This window comes from Thermopolyspora flexuosa (assembly GCF_006716785.1).
GTDB lineage: Bacteria > Actinomycetota > Actinomycetes > Streptosporangiales > Streptosporangiaceae > Thermopolyspora > Thermopolyspora flexuosa.
In genome coordinates this window covers 3,686,446-3,701,152 of the sequence record NZ_VFPQ01000001.1, presented here as the reverse complement: position 1 = coordinate 3,701,152, position 14,707 = coordinate 3,686,446, and the positions used below count along the sequence as shown (strand labels likewise).

The 14,707-nt window shown below is 72.1% G+C and carries 14 protein-coding genes; 8 read left to right on the top strand and 6 right to left on the bottom strand.

Going from position 1 to position 14,707, the window contains the following annotated elements; translation table 11 throughout:
- Positions 1–9 precede the first annotated feature (9 nt).
- The gene (locus FHX40_RS15660) at positions 10–1,458 is read right to left on the bottom strand and encodes an aminotransferase-like domain-containing protein (protein WP_189136145.1); all 1,449 of its coding nucleotides are present in this window, start codon (positions 1,456–1,458) and stop codon (positions 10–12) included.
- Between FHX40_RS15660 and FHX40_RS15655 the strand changes: the two genes are divergently transcribed.
- Together FHX40_RS15655 and FHX40_RS15650 are read left to right on the top strand one after the other, a co-directional pair.
- Positions 1,457–2,380, top strand: a complete 924-nt coding sequence (locus tag FHX40_RS15655) for a DMT family transporter (RefSeq protein WP_142260317.1) — start codon at positions 1,457–1,459, stop codon at positions 2,378–2,380. The two genes, FHX40_RS15660 and FHX40_RS15655, sit on opposite strands and share 2 nt — an antisense overlap.
- Positions 2,381–2,447: 67 nt before the next feature.
- The gene (locus FHX40_RS15650; RefSeq protein ID WP_229788363.1) at positions 2,448–3,500 is read left to right on the top strand and encodes a hypothetical protein; all 1,053 of its coding nucleotides are present in this window, start codon (positions 2,448–2,450) and stop codon (positions 3,498–3,500) included.
- 98 nt (positions 3,501–3,598) lie between these two features.
- Here the strand turns inward: FHX40_RS15650 and FHX40_RS15645 are convergent, their stop codons facing one another.
- Positions 3,599–4,354, bottom strand: coding sequence for a GntR family transcriptional regulator (locus FHX40_RS15645; protein WP_142260316.1), 756 nt, complete (start codon positions 4,352–4,354; stop codon positions 3,599–3,601).
- Between the two features lie 539 nt (positions 4,355–4,893).
- Here FHX40_RS15645 and dapA point away from each other — a divergent pair.
- Both dapA and FHX40_RS15635 read left to right on the top strand, forming a co-directional pair.
- On the top strand, positions 4,894–5,814 hold the full coding sequence (gene dapA / locus FHX40_RS15640; RefSeq protein WP_142260315.1) for a 4-hydroxy-tetrahydrodipicolinate synthase: 921 nt from the start codon (positions 4,894–4,896) through the stop codon (positions 5,812–5,814).
- 9 nt (positions 5,815–5,823) lie between these two features.
- On the top strand, positions 5,824–7,509 hold the full coding sequence (locus tag FHX40_RS15635; protein ID WP_142260314.1) for a ribonuclease J: 1,686 nt from the start codon (positions 5,824–5,826) through the stop codon (positions 7,507–7,509).
- A gap of 72 nt (positions 7,510–7,581) precedes the next feature.
- On the opposite strand, the gene FHX40_RS25850 is transcribed toward FHX40_RS15635, so the two are convergent.
- Positions 7,582–9,180 carry a serine/threonine-protein kinase gene (locus FHX40_RS25850; RefSeq protein WP_229788362.1) on the bottom strand — a complete coding sequence of 533 codons (1,599 nt, stop codon included), beginning with the start codon at positions 9,178–9,180 and terminating at the stop codon, positions 7,582–7,584.
- Between the two features lie 172 nt (positions 9,181–9,352).
- On the opposite strand from FHX40_RS25850, the gene FHX40_RS15625 reads away from it, so the two are divergent.
- The gene (locus FHX40_RS15625; RefSeq protein WP_170198853.1) at positions 9,353–10,111 is read left to right on the top strand and encodes an IclR family transcriptional regulator; all 759 of its coding nucleotides are present in this window, start codon (positions 9,353–9,355) and stop codon (positions 10,109–10,111) included.
- Positions 10,112–10,244: 133 nt separating this feature from the next.
- Here FHX40_RS15625 and FHX40_RS15620 read toward each other — a convergent pair whose 3' ends face one another.
- Together FHX40_RS15620 and FHX40_RS15615 are read right to left on the bottom strand one after the other, a co-directional pair.
- Positions 10,245–11,459, bottom strand: coding sequence for a multidrug effflux MFS transporter (locus FHX40_RS15620; RefSeq protein ID WP_142260312.1), 1,215 nt, complete (start codon positions 11,457–11,459; stop codon positions 10,245–10,247).
- A complete protein-coding gene (locus FHX40_RS15615; protein WP_142260311.1) occupies positions 11,456–12,319 on the bottom strand; it encodes an SDR family oxidoreductase in 864 nt (287 codons plus the stop codon). Before FHX40_RS15615 ends, FHX40_RS15620 begins: the two co-directional genes overlap by 4 nt.
- Before the next feature lie 83 nt (positions 12,320–12,402).
- On the opposite strand from FHX40_RS15615, the gene FHX40_RS15610 reads away from it, so the two are divergent.
- A complete protein-coding gene (locus tag FHX40_RS15610; RefSeq protein ID WP_142260310.1) occupies positions 12,403–12,855 on the top strand; it encodes an Rrf2 family transcriptional regulator in 453 nt (150 codons plus the stop codon).
- A 142-nt stretch (positions 12,856–12,997) separates the two neighbouring features.
- On the opposite strand, the gene FHX40_RS15605 is transcribed toward FHX40_RS15610, so the two are convergent.
- Entirely contained in the window at positions 12,998–13,237 is a 240-nt protein-coding gene (locus tag FHX40_RS15605; protein WP_142260309.1) for a hypothetical protein, read from the bottom strand.
- A gap of 357 nt (positions 13,238–13,594) precedes the next feature.
- On the opposite strand from FHX40_RS15605, the gene FHX40_RS15600 reads away from it, so the two are divergent.
- Together FHX40_RS15600 and FHX40_RS15595 are read left to right on the top strand one after the other, a co-directional pair.
- A complete protein-coding gene (locus tag FHX40_RS15600; protein ID WP_142260308.1) occupies positions 13,595–14,449 on the top strand; it encodes a helix-turn-helix domain-containing protein in 855 nt (284 codons plus the stop codon).
- Positions 14,446–14,691, top strand: a complete 246-nt coding sequence (locus FHX40_RS15595) for a DUF397 domain-containing protein (protein WP_142260307.1) — start codon at positions 14,446–14,448, stop codon at positions 14,689–14,691. The genes FHX40_RS15600 and FHX40_RS15595 overlap by 4 nt, the downstream gene beginning before the upstream one ends.
- Positions 14,692–14,707 lie beyond the last annotated feature (16 nt).

The following is a 14,707-nucleotide window of genomic DNA, read 5'->3' as shown; positions in this document are numbered from 1 at the left end:
CGCACCACTCTATGCCGACGGCACGCCCGCCCCCGATTCGGCCTCGCGCCGCGGTACGGCGGGCTGCTCGGCGAACGCGGCGGCGAGGCGGCGCACCCCCTCGGCGAGCTCGGGCGGGTGCGCGGCGGCGATGTGGGTGAGCCGGATGTGGGGGCCCGGCGGCTCGGACGGGTAGTAGATGCGCCCCGGGCTCACCAGCACCCCGTGCCGGAGCGCCGCCTCGACGAGCGCGGCCTCGTCGGTCTCCCGCGGCAGCCGTACCCACAGGTGCACCCCGCCGTGCGGGAGGAGGTGCAGCTGCGCGTCGGGGAGATGACGGGCGACCGCCCCGGCGAGCGCGTCGCGGCGGGCGGCGAGCTCGGCCGTGATCGCGGCGCGGTGCCGCCGCCAGGCGGGGGACTCGAGGAACTCCAGCGCGGTCTCCTGCAGCTGGCGGGCGACGAAGAACGACTCGACGAGCCGCGCGGCCCGCAGCCGGTGCGCGGCCGGGCCGCGGGCGACGAGCCCGGCCACCCGCAGGCTCGGAGAGGTGATCTTCGTCAGCGAGTGCACGTGCACCACGACGCCGTGCGTGTCGAGGGTGACGAGCGGCGGCGGGGTCGGGCCGAGCGCGAGGTACCGGGCGTAGTCGTCCTCGATCACGAACGCGCCCGCCGCGCGCGCCACCGCGAGCACCTGCTCCCGGCGCTCCCGCGGCAGGGTGGCCCCGGTGGGGTTGTGCAGCGTCGGCTGGCAGTAGAACAGCCGCGCCCCGGTCACCGCGAACGCCTCGGCGAGCAGGTCGGGACGCACCCCGTCGGCGTCGATCGGCACGGCCACCGGGCGCAGCCCGGCCGCCTTCGCCGCGGCGAGCGCGCCCGGGTACGTCGGCGTCTCCACCAGTACCGGCTGCCCGGGGGCGGCGAGCGCGCGGAACGCGTGGGCGAGCGCGGCCTGGCCGCCCGCGACCACCTGCACGTCCGAGGCGGTGACGTCGCCGCCGAGCTCGGTGGCGAACCAGCGGCGCAGCCCGGCCACCCCGGACAGCGGCGGCATCAGCCAGGTCTCCGGGCGGCGCGCGGCCCGCCCGGCCGCGGCGGCGAGCTCCCGGGCCGGCACCAGGTTCGGGTGGAGGTAGCCGCCGACGAGCGGGATCACCCCCTCCGGCGGCTGGGCGAGCAGGGCGGCGACGCCGGTGTCGTCGATCACCCGGTCGCCGAGCGCGACCGTCTGCCAGGAGAGGTCGGCGGCCTCGGCGCGGCCCGCCGGGCGCGGCGCGGCGAACGTGCCGCTGCCCGGCCGGGTGACCACCCGGCCCTCGGCCGCGAGCTGCGCCAGCGCCCGGGACACGGTGACCGGGCTCACCCCGAACCGGGCCACCAGCTCCCGGCTGGACGGCAGGCGGTCGCCGGGCCGCAGCCGGTCCACCTCGGCCCGCAGGATCGCCGCGAGCCGATCGATACTGCTATCCTTTTTCATGAGAAGCTACGATATCGCTACCGGGACCGATCGAGTAGCGGTCTCCCGCTCCTCCGCCGCCCGCGCCTGGCAGGGCACCGCCCTCGCGTTCCTCGGCGTCGTGACGTTCTCCGGCTCGTTTCCGGCCACGGCGCTCGCGCTGCGCGGTTTCGACCCCTACCTCGTCGCGCTCGGCCGGGCCTCGACGGCCGTTGTGATCGCCGCGGCGTGCCTCCTCGCGGTCGGAGCGCCCCTGCTGCCGCCCCGGGCCGAGTGGCGCTCGTACGGACTGATCGTGCTCGGCGTGGTGCTCGGCTTCCCGCTGTTCGGCAGCCTCGCTCTCGATCTGGGGGCAAGCTCCGCGCATGCGGCGGTGGTGACCGGGCTGCTGCCCGCCGCCACCGCGGCCGTCGCGGTGGCACGGGCCGGGGAGCGGCCGCGTGTGTCGTTCTGGGCCGCGGCAGCGGCCGGTGCGGTGGCGGTCACCGTGTTCACCCTCAGCCAGGGCGGCGGCCACTTCACCCTCTCCGACCTGCTGCTCGTCGGCGGGCTGGTGTCCGCCGGGATCGGCTACGCCGAGGGCGGGCGGCTCACCCGGAACCGGCCGGGCTGGCAGGTGATCTCCCACGCGCTCGTGCTCGCCGCGCCGGTCACCGTCCCGGCGACCGTGGTGCTCGCCCTGGTCACCGAGGTACGGCCGGCCCCGGACGCGCTCGCCGGGCTCGCCTACGCCGGCGTGGTGTCCTCGTTCCTCGGCTTCATCCCCTGGTACGCGGGCCTCGCCCGGGGCGGCATCGCGCGGGCCGGGCAGACCCAGCTCCTCCAGCCCCTGCTCACCCTGGTCTGGTCCTGGCTGCTCGTCGGCGAGCACGTCGGCCCGGTCACCGTGCTCGGCGCGGTCGCCGTGCTCGGTTGCGTGGCGCTCACCCAACGGCTCCGGTGAGGCCCGCCGGATCCTCCGCAATGTGACCCATTGCACTTTGTTACGCCAAAGCGCATGATAGACGTGAATGTGTCACATCACCGCGCGGGAGGGCGGCATGGCCGAGGTGACGGTTCCCGAGGGCGGTTTCCTGCCCGCACCCGAGATCCCCCAGCCGAACATCTTTCCGATCGAGTGGCGCGTCGAGACCGCCAAGCTCGCCGCGATCTACGAGAAGGCCAAGCGGGCCGTGTGGAACCCCGCCGACCTGCCCTGGGACGAGCTCGACCCCGCCGCGTTCACCCCCGAGCAGCGGCTCGGCGTCATGTACTGGTTCTCGGTGCTGGCGAACTTCGACGCGAGCGGGCCCGCGGTGTTCGCCCGGGCCACCGTGCACGCGTTCGAGAAGCACCAGGAGGACCCGGTCCGCAAGTGCTTCTTCTCGATCACGCGGGACGAGATGAACCACGAGGAGTGCTGCCAGCGGGCGATCACCCGGCTGTGGCCGGGCGGCCCGCTCGACTGGAAACCGGTCACCGACCTGGAGCGGGCCGCCCACAACAACATCGCCTGGCTGTACCACAACGGCGGGCGGTACTGGAACGGCTACAGCGCCGCCCTCGGCAGGTACACCCTGCCGGTGCTGTTCACCAGCTTCATGATGGGCGAGATGGCCGCCTCCACGCTGTTCCGCGGCATGGCGGCGGCCACCCGGCACCGGCTGTTCGCCGAGATGTTCCGGCGGATCGGCCGGGACGAGTCCCGCCACCTGCAGATCTGCATGACGATCCTCGAGAAGGAGTGGCCGGGGCTCACCGACGAGGTCAAGGGCGTCATCACCCGCCAGCTCCGCGCCGGCTTCGTGTTCCTCTCGATGATCCTGTGGGAGCCGCCGGACGAGTTCTGGGACCTGCCGCCGTACTTCCTCGCCAACCATCGGGTGCTGATCGACCACGCCCGCGACGCCGGGCTCGGCGTGCTCGACCACGACCGGCAGGCCGAGAACTGGCGTCAGGCGATGGCCAAGGTGCGGGCCATCGTCGAGCGCTGGGGCATCGAGTTCCCCGCGATCCCGGAGCTCGACATCGACGGCGTCAAGGTCGACGTCACCGATCCGGAGGACATCATCCCCGTGTTCTGACGCCGGGTACGGCCCGCGTTCGCCGGGCCGTACCGCGTCCGGGGCCCTCGCGGGATCGCGCCCGCGGGCGTGGCCGTGCGACGAGGCGGCTCGCGCGGTCAGGCGCCCGGTATCGGGTCGGATATCGGGATCGTGTAGGTGAGGCGGAACTTGTCGCCCGGCACCACGATGTCGCTCGTCTCGACCGGGCGGTCGCCGGACCAGTGGGTACGTTCGAGGTGCAGCACCTGGGTGCCGGCGGGAAGCTCGAGCCGGTCGCTCTCGTCCGGCCGGGGGACCCGGACGTAGACGTCCTCGCTCGCCGCGGTGATCGGCACCCCGGCGGCGGCCATGCGGGCGCTGAGCGCCGTGCGGGCGCCGGTGCCCTCCTGGGGCAGCGGCCTGCCCTCGCTGAACTCGGCCGGTTCGTAGGAGGTGACGAGCTGCAGCGGGCGGCCGTCCCCGCGCAGCACGCAGGTGGTGCGCAGCACCGGCGCGGAGGTGTCGAGCTTCAGCCGGCGCGCGATGTCGGGAGTGGCGTCCACCAGTTCGGACCGCCAGTCCCACGTGGCGCGGCGCCCGTGGGCCTGCATGTCCGTGGTGAACAGGTCGTGCGGGTCAGCGAACCGTGATCGGCGTAACGGTGACAGCACCGGGCGTTCCCGCACGTAGTGCCCGGCGCCCACCCGGCCGACGATGAGGCCTTCCTGGGCGAGCACCCGGAGCGCGTGCCGGGCCGCGGTCTCGCCGACGCCGTACCGCTGGGTGAGCTGCACCCGCGAGGGGATCGGAGCCCCCGGGGGTAACGTGCTGTCGATGATCTGCCGACGCAGGTCCTCGACGACCCGCAGGTAAACCGGATCGGAGCTGGCCACTGGTCCATCCCTGGGTTCCGCTCGGTCGCGACCGGGGCGGATGCCGCCGGTCCCGCGGCGCCACACACCCGCAGCGCCCGGCGCGGCGGGCCGCCTTGGCGAATGCCAATCCTGTCGAGTGCATTGGACGACACTGCGTAGTGGGGGTGGGTGGAGCGCCAACTTTGCCTAAAGCCTAGGGAAAGACCGTACGACCGTTCCAGAACGGCGTCGTGTGGTGGACCGGACGGATATGGCGGATGATCCCACGGGTGAAAGCGGGTAAGCCCGCCGCAGGAAAATTCTCTCCGGTTCCCGTGTAACACCGAGGTAAGCCCGGACGATTCACGGGTAGAGGCCGTCGATGTGTGTACCCCCGAGCACATATCGACGGTCTCTTTTCGTGCCCGGGCGCGCCACGCCGACGCCGGGGCGTGTCCGGCGGGGCGCGACGGGCGGGCGTTCCCGCAGGCGGCGGCCCTGCCGGGGGCCGCCGGCGCGTGCCGGGAACCCGGGTGGCGGGGTCCACCGTTTCGCCGGTTCCGGGTACCGTTCCCTTTATGGCATCGCCAACAGGAACTTCAGGCGCCCCCTTCGGCCGCATGCTGACCGCGATGGTCACCCCGTTCACCGCCGATGGAGCGGTCGACTACGACGCAGTGCAGCGGACCGCCGTCTACCTCGTGGACGAGCAGCGCAACGACGGCCTTATCGTGAGTGGTACGACCGGTGAGTCCCCGACCACCAGCGACGAGGAGAAGGACCGCATTCTGCGGGCCGTCCTCGAGGCTGTCGGCGACCGGGCCACCGTCGTCGCGGGTGCGGGCACCAACGACACCGCGCACAGCATCGAGCTGGCCCGGGCCGCGGAGCGCGCGGGCGCCCATGGGCTTCTGCTGGTCACGCCCTACTACAACAAGCCCCCGCAGGAGGGGATCTATCAGCACTTCACCGCGATCGCCGACGCGACCGGTCTCCCGGTGATGCTCTACGACATCCCCGGACGCACCGGCGTGCCCATCCAGACGAACACCCTGATCCGGCTCGCCGCGCACCCGCGCATCGTCGCGGTCAAGGACGCCAAGGGCGACCTGTTCGCGGCCTCGCAGGTGATGGCCGCCACCGACCTGGCGTTCTACTCCGGTGACGACATGATCAACCTGCCCTGGCTGTCCATCGGGGCGGCCGGGTTCGTCAGCGTCGTCGGGCACGTCGTGGGCGACCGGCTCGCCGCGATGATCGAGCACTACCGGGAGGGGCGGGTCGACGCCGCCGCCGAGATCCACCGGCAGCTGCTCCCCGCGGTCACCGCGATCATGACCCGCACCCAGGGGGCGATCATGGCGAAGGCGGCCCTCAACCTGGTGGGCCAGACCGGCGGGCACGTACGGCCTCCGCTGGTCGACGCCACGCCCCAGGAGATCGAGATGCTTCGCGCCGACCTCGTGGCAAGTGGAGTAAAGGTCATGGACACAAACTGATGGAGATGTATGAGTCATCCGCACCCTGAACTGGGTCCGCCTCCCGCGCTGCCGAAGGACGGCCTGCGCATCGTGGCCCTCGGCGGTCTGGGGGAGATCGGCCGCAACATGGCGGTCTTCGAGTTCGACGGCCGCCTGCTCATCGTCGACTGCGGCGTGCTCTTCCCCGACCCCGAGCAGCCGGGCGTCGACCTGATCCTGCCGGACTTCGACTACATCCGGGACCGGCTCGACGACGTCGTCGCCTGCGTGCTCACCCACGCGCACGAGGACCACATCGGCGCCGTGCCGTACCTGCTCCGGGAGCGGCCCGACATCCCGCTCGTCGGCTCGCGGCTCACCCTCGGGCTGGTGGAGAGCAAGCTCGCCGAGCACCGCATGAAGCCCGTGCGGGTCGAGGTGGCCGAGGGCCAGCGCGACCGGTTCGGACCCTTCGACCTCGAGTTCTTCGCGGTCAACCACTCGATCCCGGACGCGCTGGCGGTGGCGATCCGCACCCCGGCCGGGCTCGTGCTGCACACCGGCGACTTCAAGATGGACCAGCTCCCGATGGACGGGCGGCTGACCGACCTGGCGGGCTTCGCCCGGCTCGGTGCCGAGGGTGTGGACCTGCTGATGTCGGACTCGACCAACGCCGAGGTGCCCGGGTTCGTCACGTTCGAGCGGGACATCGCGCCGGTCATCGACGAGGTGTTCCGCGCCGCGTCCAAGCGCATCATCGTCGCCTGCTTCGCCTCGCACGTGCACCGCGTCCAGCAGGTGCTCGACGCCGCCGAGGCGCACGGGCGCAAGGTCGCGTTCATCGGGCGCTCGATGGTGCGCAACATGGGCGTCGCCCGCGACCTCGGCTACCTGCGCGTCCCGGCCGGCCTGCTGGTCGACTCGCGGGAGATCGAGGAGTGGCCGCCGGAGGAGGTGGTGCTCATCTGCACCGGCTCCCAGGGCGAGCCGATGGCCGCGCTGTCCCGGATGGCGAACCGCGACCACCCGATCCGGGTGACCGAGGGCGACACCGTGCTGCTCGCCTCGTCGCTCGTGCCGGGCAACGAGACCGCGGTCAACAAGGTCATCAACGGGCTCACCCGCTGGGGGGCGAAGGTCGTGCACAAGGGCAACGCCCTGGTGCACGTCTCCGGCCACGCCGCCGCCGGCGAGCTGCTGTACGTGCTCAACCTCACCCGCCCGTCGAACTTCATGCCGATCCACGGCGAGTGGCGGCACATGCGGGCGCACGCCAAGCTCGCCGCGCTCACCGGCGTGCCGGAGGAGAACATCGTCATCGCCGAGGACGGCGTCGTCGTCGACCTCGTCGACGGCCGCGCCCGGATCACCGGCGCGGTGCCGTGCGGCTACGTGTACGTGGACGGCACCTCGGTCGGCGACGTCACCGACGTGGCGCTCAAGGACCGGCGCATCCTCGGCGACGAGGGCTTCGTCTCGATCGTCATCGCGATCGACTCCACCACGGGCAAGCTGCTCGGCGGCCCCGAGATCCACGCCCGCGGCTCCGGCATCGCCGTCGAGGCGTTCGACGAGATCATCCCGCAGATCGAGCAGGCGCTGGAGGAGGCGGCGGCGAACGCCGTCACCGACTCGCAGCAGATCCGCCGGGTGGTCAAGCGCACCGTGGGCCGGTGGGTGAACGAGACCTTCCGCCGCCGGCCGATGATCATCCCCGTGGTGATCGAGGTCTGACACCGGCCGGGCTCCCCGGCCGATGCGCCCGCACCGGCCGGGGCGGGTCGGCCCGCCGTCGCGTCCGGGCCGTCAGACGTGGACGTAGCACCAGTTGGCCCGGCCCCGGTAGCGGTGGAACGCCTTCGGCTCGCCGTACCACCGGCGACACGCCTCGTCGCGCTGCTCCGGGCTGAGCGGCATCGTCTCACCCCGCCGCGTCACGCAGTAGGCGCCGGGCTGCGGCCAGGTGCGGTACTCCGCCCACTCCCAGCCGAGCGACCGGCAGTACCTCGTGAGACGTACCGGGCCGAGCTCGACGGGCCGGGGCGGCGAGGTCGTGGGCGGCGTCGTCTCGTCCGGGGTGGGGGCCGACGTGGGCGTCCCGGTGGGCGTCTCGGTGGGCCCGGCGGACGGCTTCGACGACGGTCCCGAGGTGGGCGTCGATCCGGGGCCCGTGGGCCGCGCGATGGGCCGCGAGGTGGCCACGCCCCTGGAGGCGGCCCGGGGGGATTCGACCGGTACGCCGGGGGCGGTGGCCCCGGCGCCGCGACCGGTGGAGCCGCCGGTGCCGGTCGGTGACGCGCCCGTGGGGGATGGCATCGCGGTGCCGGAGGACCGCGGGACGGCCGGTGCCGCGCGCTCCTGGCCGTCCGGCCACAGGCCGAACGCCGACGGGTTCGCCAGCACGATCGCCGCCCCCGCCGTCACCGCGGCCGCCGCCGCGGCGACCGGCAGCAGCCGACTGCGCCGCCGGGCGCCGGTGTCGTCCTTGGGGTCGGTGGCCCCGCCCGCCGAGGCCTTTCGGTCCGCCGCGTCGACCTCCGCCACTGGCGCGGCCGCCGGCGGGATGTCCGGCGCGCCGCTCTCCGCGGCCGCGTGCCCGTTGCGCCGTACCAGCCGGTCGAGGATCCGGTGCGCGGACGGCCGGTCCGCCGGGTTCTTGGCGAGGCACTCGGCGAGCAGGTCCCGCAGCGGGGGTTCCACGCCGCCGAGGTCCGGCGGCTCGTTCAGCACCCGGTTCATGATCGCGGCCGGCGAGTCCGCGCCGAACGGCGGGCGCCCCGTGGCCGCGAACGCGATCGTGGCCGCCCAGGAGAACACGTCCACGGCGAGGCCGAGTTCGCCCCCTTTGAACTGTTCTGGAGCCATGTAGGCGGGCGTGCCCACCACCGCGGTCGTCACGGTGCCGGTCGCGGCGAGCGCGCGGGCGATGCCGAAGTCGATCACGCGCGGCCCGTCCGGGCCGAGCAGCACGTTCTGCGGTTTGAAGTCCCGGTGCACCACACCGGCGTCGTGCAGCGCGACGAGCGCGGTCGCGGTGCCGATCGCGAGCCGGTCGAGCGCGCCGCCCGTGCGCGGCCCCTCCTCGGTCACCACCGCTTGCAGCGACGGGCCCGGCACGTACTCGCTCACGATGTACGGGCGGTCGCCGACCATGCCCGAGTCGAGCACCTGGGCGATGCAGAACCGGGCCACCCGCTTGGCGGCCTCCAGCTCGCGGGTGAACGCGTCGCGCAAGGTGTGGTCCGCGCCGATCGAGGCGTGGAACAACTTGATCGCGACGGCGGAACCGTCCTCGGCCTCGCCGAGATAGACGACCCCCTGGCCACCCGAGCCGATGCGTCCGGTCAACCGATACGGCCCGAGCCGGGCCGGATCAGTGGGTTCCAGGGGCTGGGCGTCCGGCATGAGAGCAGCGTAACCACGCCACCCCCGTCGGCCGGTGCTTTGCGCAACCGGCTGTGATAACTATTCGCACACAATCGGCCACGGATCGCTTCCGTCTCGGCGTCCTCTCCCTTCTCGGGCGCCCGTCGCCTCGGATCCGCCGGGAAGGCGTCGCGAGTAGGCTCGATGCGTGGTGAGGGAAGGCAGTTCGATCGACAAGGCGCTGGCCGTGCTGGAGGCCGTCGCCGAGCGTCACCGGCTCACCGACATCGCGGCCGCCGCCGGGGTGTCGAAGTCGACCGCGCACCGCATCCTGCAGTCGCTGGTCGAGTGGGGCTTCGCCCGGCCGGACGGCTCCGGCGGCTACGAGCCGGGGCCGCGCATCCTCACCCTCGCCGCGCGGGCGATGAACCGCTTCGACCCGGCCCGGCAGGCGGCCGCCGCGCTGCGCGCGCTGCACGACCGCACCGGCTACACCACGCACCTCGCGATCCGCAACGGCGACGAGGCCGTCTACGTGGAGAAGCTCGAGGGCCGCCGGCCGTACCAGATGACCTCCCGGGTCGGCATGAGCCTGTGCCTGCACTCCACCGCCATCGGGAAGGCGATCCTCGCCCAGCTCGGCGACGAGGAGGTGCTGGGGATCGCGGCCCGCACCCGCCTGGAGCCGCGCACCCCCAACACCATCACCAGCGACGAGGACCTGCTCGCTCATCTGGCCGGCGTCCGCGCCCGCGGCTACGCCGTCGACGACGAGGAGAACGAGCCCGGCGTGCGCTGCGTGGCCGCCCCCGTGTTCGACCACACCGGCCGCGTCATCGGCGGCATCTCCGTCTCCGCCCTCGCCCTCGACGCCTCCCGCGAGGACCTGGAGGCCCTCGGCCCGGAGGTCGTCGCCGCGGCCCGCGAGGCCTCCCAGGCCCTCGGCGCCCCGCTCACCGTCCGCTCCTGACCCGGCCCCGGTGCGGTACGGCGCACCGGCCGGTGCGCGGCCGTGCCATCCGGCGTACCCGTTGGCGGGGCCGAGCGGGGAGCGCAGGTCGTCCCCGCCCGGCCTTGTCGTCAGGGATGCCCCGCCGGGAGCCTCACCGCCGTGACGCCGCAGGCCGTACCTCCTCCTTGGGCCGCGCAGGGCGGGCAGCGGGCCGGAGAAGGAGGAAGGTGAGGGCCGCCGCGAGCCCGAGTACGGCGACGGTGACGGCCATGGGCAGCGCGCTTTCGACGCCGTCGGCCCCGGCGAGCGGCGCGACGAGGCCGCCGACGACGAACTGGGCGAAGCCGACCAGCGCCGCGGCCGCCCCCGCGTTCCCGCCGTGGTCGTGCAGGGCGAGGGCCGGTGCGTTCGGCATCACCAGGCCCACGCTGGTGACCACGAGGAACAGGGCCGCGAGCAGCGGCCACAGGCCCGCGCCGGTGAGCACGACCACGAGGAGCGCGACGCCGCCTGCGGCCGCGATGGCGACTCCGGCCCCGAGCAGGGTGCGCGGGTGGAGGCGGCGCACCAGCCTGCCGTTCACCTGGGCCGCCGCGGCGAGCCCGAACGCGTTGACGGCGAAGACCACGCCGTACTGCTGCGGGGACATGCCGTGGATCCGCTGGAGCACGAACGGCGAGCCCGCGATGTAGGCGAACATCGCCGCGAACACCAGCGCGTTGACCGCCGCGTACCCGAGCAGCGCCCGGCTCCGCAGCAGGGCGGTGTACCGCGCCCGCTCGGCTCCGCGCCGTCCCGGAGGCAGGGTCTCGGGGAACGCGACGGCGCATCCGGCGAGCGTCAGGCCGCCGAGCAGCGCGAGCCCGAGGAACACGGTGCGCCAGTCCCCGAACCGCAGCACCTGGGCGCCCGCGAGCGGGGCGAGCACCGGCGCCAGCCCGCTCACCAGCATCAGCGACGAGAACACGCGGGCCGCCGCCGCGCCGGTGTACCGGTCGCGGACCGCCGCGGAGGCGATCACCAGCCCGAACGCGCCGCCCGCGCCCTGCAGCAGCCGGAACACGATCAGGCTCACCGGGTCCGGCGCGACGGCGCACAGCACCCCCGCCGCGGTGTATCCGCCGAGCCCGGCCAGCAGCGGCCGCCGCCTGCCGTACCTGTCGCTGAGCGGCCCGGCCACCAGCTGCCCGCAGGCGAGCCCGACCAGGCACGCGGTCACGGTGAGCTGCACCCCTGAGGGGGTGGCCTCCAGGTCCGTGGCGATGCGCGGCAGGGCGGGCAGGTAGGCGTCGATGGACAGGGGCGCCAGCGCGACCAGCGCGCCGAGCAGCACTACGGGGGCCCTGCCCCGGGCGTCGCCGGTCATGATGCCGGCGAGGCGTCCTTGAGCAGGTCCGCGAGCGGGGTCGCCGGGCGCCCGGTGAGGTCCGGGACGACCGAGGTGACCCGCGAGAGGTAGCCGAGGCGGGTCGCCGCGCCGAACGACACGATCGCCTGCGCCGCCGCCGGGGGCAGCCCGGCGGCCTGCAGCTGCGCCGTCAGCTCGTCGTCGTCGAGGATGGCCGTCTCCACCGGGCGGCCGCCGACCTTCTCCGCGAGCGCCGCGAGGTCGGCGGCGGTGAACGCCTCCGGGCCGGTCACGTCGTACGCACGGTCCTCGTGCCCGTCCTGCGTCAGCACCGCCGCCGCGACCGCGGCGCAGTCCTCACGGGTCACGTACGCGGTCGCGCCGTCGCCGGTGTTGGTCACGTACCGCCCGGTGGCGATCATCTGCTGGATGGCGGGGACCTGCATGTGCGCGTACAGGTTGTTGCGCAGCATCGTCCACTTCAGGCCGCTCTCGCGCAGCGCCTGCTCGGTGCCGGCGTGGTCGGGAACGACGAGCGCCGGGTTGCCGGGCACCGGCTCCGGCACCGAGGTGTACACGATGTGCCGCACCCCGGCCTCGGCCGCCCCCGCGATGGCCGCACGGTGCTGGTCAAGCCGGGCCCCGATGGCGTCGGTGGAGATCAGCAGCAGCCGTTCCACACCCGCGAACGCGGTGGCGAACGTGCCCGGCTCGTTGAAGTCGACCCGCCGCACCTGCGCGCCGCGCTCGGCGAGGTCGGCGAGCGCGTCCGGGTTGCGCGTGGTGAGCACCACGTCGCGCGGGTCGGTGAGCTGCAGCAGACGCTCGGCGGTGCTACGGCCGAGCCCGCCGGAGGCACCGGTGATCGCGATGGTCATGTCCGTCCCATTCGTAATCGTGACGGTTACGATTTACGCCCGAGAACTGTAGCCGCGACGGTTACGTATGGCAAGATGGGGCCATGGCCCGATCGACGAACACCCGGTTCGCGGTCGCCGTGCACGTGCTCACGTACCTCGCGGGCGTCGCCGGCGAGCGTCCCGTCAGCTCCGACGAGCTGGCGGCGAGCACGAACGTCAATCCGGTGCACGTGCGCCGGGTCCTCGGGCCGCTGCGTACGGCCGGCATGGTCCGCTCCCGCCCCGGCGTCAACGGCGGCTGGGAACTCGGCCGCCCCGCCACGGCCATCACCCTCGCCGAGGTCTGGCGTCTGCTCCAAGGCGACGACCCGGTACTCGGCCTCCACGGCCCCAACCCCGCCTGCGAGGTCGGCCGTCAGGTGCAACGCTCACTGACCGCCCTCGACCACGCGGTCGCCGACGCCGTCGCCGAGGAACTCGGCCGGTTCACCGTGCACGACCTGCTCACGGGCGAGGTGACGTCGCGCCTGGCAGCGCGAGCCGTTCGGAGTTGACCGTCGCTCTGGTCAGGTCGGCAAAACGCGTGGTCGGCTTTCGTTTGTTCGTCTATCCCGCCGCCGGACACCCTCACCAGGCCTCACCAGTGGCGTATGGGCCTCGGGCAAGCCGCCGAGGCCCATACGCCGGTCGAGTCCATCACGACGTGGACAGTCGTCCATCCCCCTCGAGCCAGATGAGTTCCGAGCGGAGTCGGCGGGCGGCGCTCTGGGCGCTGGTCCAGTAACCGAATGTCGGTCGCCGGACGCCGATGGTTGCTGCGTCGCCCCCGGGCAAGCTGAGTCCGTAGGCCACGACCTCGGCTCCGTCCTCGTCGTCGTCCCGTACCAGCGCGAACATGCGAGGCGTGCCGAGCAACGCCCGCACGTGCTCGCTCACCTGAGTCTCGACTGAGCCCGCAACAGGGAGAGGTGTCGCCGGGCTCCCGTTCTCACCAGAGCCGTGGTAGACAGTCGGGTGATCGGAACCAGAGAAGTGCTCCATGCCGAGTGCTTCCTTTCCGATTAGGGCTGGGGATGGCAGTGCCTCGCAAGCGGTCCATCCTCAGCCTTTCTGTGTGTATTTGGAGTCCTTTCGCCCCCTTTTTCCGGGCATCTAGGACATTCCGATTACTCTGCGTTGCACTCTCTTTACGATCGGTATGCTGGCGCGGGTAAGGCGGCTTAACAAGTGGGCTCCTGTGCAATCGCCTTCTTGTGCAAGTCGTCAGAGTGTGGGACAAACGGAGGGTGGAGCATGGCGTCCTTGAAGAGGGCGACGTTGCGGGCGCAGTGGCTCGGGCAGCAGCTTCGGGAGCTCCGGGAAGCAAACAACATGATGCTCAAGGAGGCCGCCGAGTACCTGCAGCGCAACCCCAGCACTGTGGCCCGATTCGAAACGGGCGAATACCCAATACGACGCCCCGATCTGATGGCGCTACTGGATCTCTATGGGGTCTCCGACAGCCGTCGACGCGATGCCCTGCTTCGTCTCAGTCAAGACGTCTGGCAGAAGGGCTGGTGGGAGGGCTACTCGAAGGATCTCGATGGCGCGTTCGTGGACTATGTGTGGTTGGAGTCCCGCGCAAAAGAGATTCGAGCGTTCGACAACACCCACCTGCCTGGTCTGTTGCAAACGCCCGACTACGCACGGGCGTTCATCTCGGCGGCTGAGTTCGACGCTGACGATGAGCAGATCGATGGATGGCTCGATCTCCGCATGGCTCGCCAGAGGATACTGAGCGGAGATGAACCACCACGACTAATGGTGATCATAGATGAAGGTGCCCTGCGTCGTGAGGTCGGTGGACGCGAATGCATGTCAGCCCAGATTCGCCACCTCTCAGAGCAGGCCAAGAAGCCCAATATCGAGGTCAGAGTACTCCCTTTCTCTGCTGGCGCACATGCCAGTCCTACCGGCGCCTTCCGTGTCTTCACGATGGAGGAACCACTCCCGTCGGTCGGGTACGTGGAGACACCAACAGGCGCGATATACGTTGAGTCGCCAGAAACAGAACGATTGACGCTTACGTACGACAAATTGCGCGAGGCTGCGCTTTCTCCAGACGAGTCGGCCCACCTAATATCGGAAATCGCGGAGGAGTTCGAATGAGTTCACAGCACCAGCCTCTCAGCCCTGACGAACTTGCCAAGGTCGCATGGCATATCAGTACGAAAAGCGACGGCGGCGGTGGCAACTGTGTTGAGGCTGGCCCCCTGGCCGACGGTTCTGGGCGTGTCGCGGTACGGCACAGCCGTCGTCCTGATGGTCCGGTGATCGTGTACTCCCGCGAGGAGTGGCAGGCCTTCATCGCGGGTGTCAAGGAAGGCGAGTTCGATTTCGCCGCCGAATGACCACGGGCTCGCTGTC

Coding starts and splice junctions, on each gene's coding strand:
- FHX40_RS15615 (WP_142260311.1), bottom strand. CDS start 12,319: ATGACCATCGCGATCACCGGTGCCTCCGGCGGGCTCGGCCGTAGCACC.
- FHX40_RS15650 (WP_229788363.1), top strand. CDS start 2,448: ATGTGTCACATCACCGCGCGGGAGGGCGGCATGGCCGAGGTGACGGTT.
- dapA (WP_142260315.1), top strand. CDS start 4,894: ATGGCATCGCCAACAGGAACTTCAGGCGCCCCCTTCGGCCGCATGCTG.
- FHX40_RS15610 (WP_142260310.1), top strand. CDS start 12,403: ATGGCCCGATCGACGAACACCCGGTTCGCGGTCGCCGTGCACGTGCTC.
- FHX40_RS15655 (WP_142260317.1), top strand. CDS start 1,457: ATGAGAAGCTACGATATCGCTACCGGGACCGATCGAGTAGCGGTCTCC.
- FHX40_RS15595 (WP_142260307.1), top strand. CDS start 14,446: ATGAGTTCACAGCACCAGCCTCTCAGCCCTGACGAACTTGCCAAGGTC.
- FHX40_RS15635 (WP_142260314.1), top strand. CDS start 5,824: ATGAGTCATCCGCACCCTGAACTGGGTCCGCCTCCCGCGCTGCCGAAG.
- FHX40_RS25850 (WP_229788362.1), bottom strand. CDS start 9,180: ATGCCGGACGCCCAGCCCCTGGAACCCACTGATCCGGCCCGGCTCGGG.
- FHX40_RS15620 (WP_142260312.1), bottom strand. CDS start 11,459: ATGACCGGCGACGCCCGGGGCAGGGCCCCCGTAGTGCTGCTCGGCGCG.
- FHX40_RS15600 (WP_142260308.1), top strand. CDS start 13,595: ATGGCGTCCTTGAAGAGGGCGACGTTGCGGGCGCAGTGGCTCGGGCAG.
- FHX40_RS15660 (WP_189136145.1), bottom strand. CDS start 1,458: ATGAAAAAGGATAGCAGTATCGATCGGCTCGCGGCGATCCTGCGGGCC.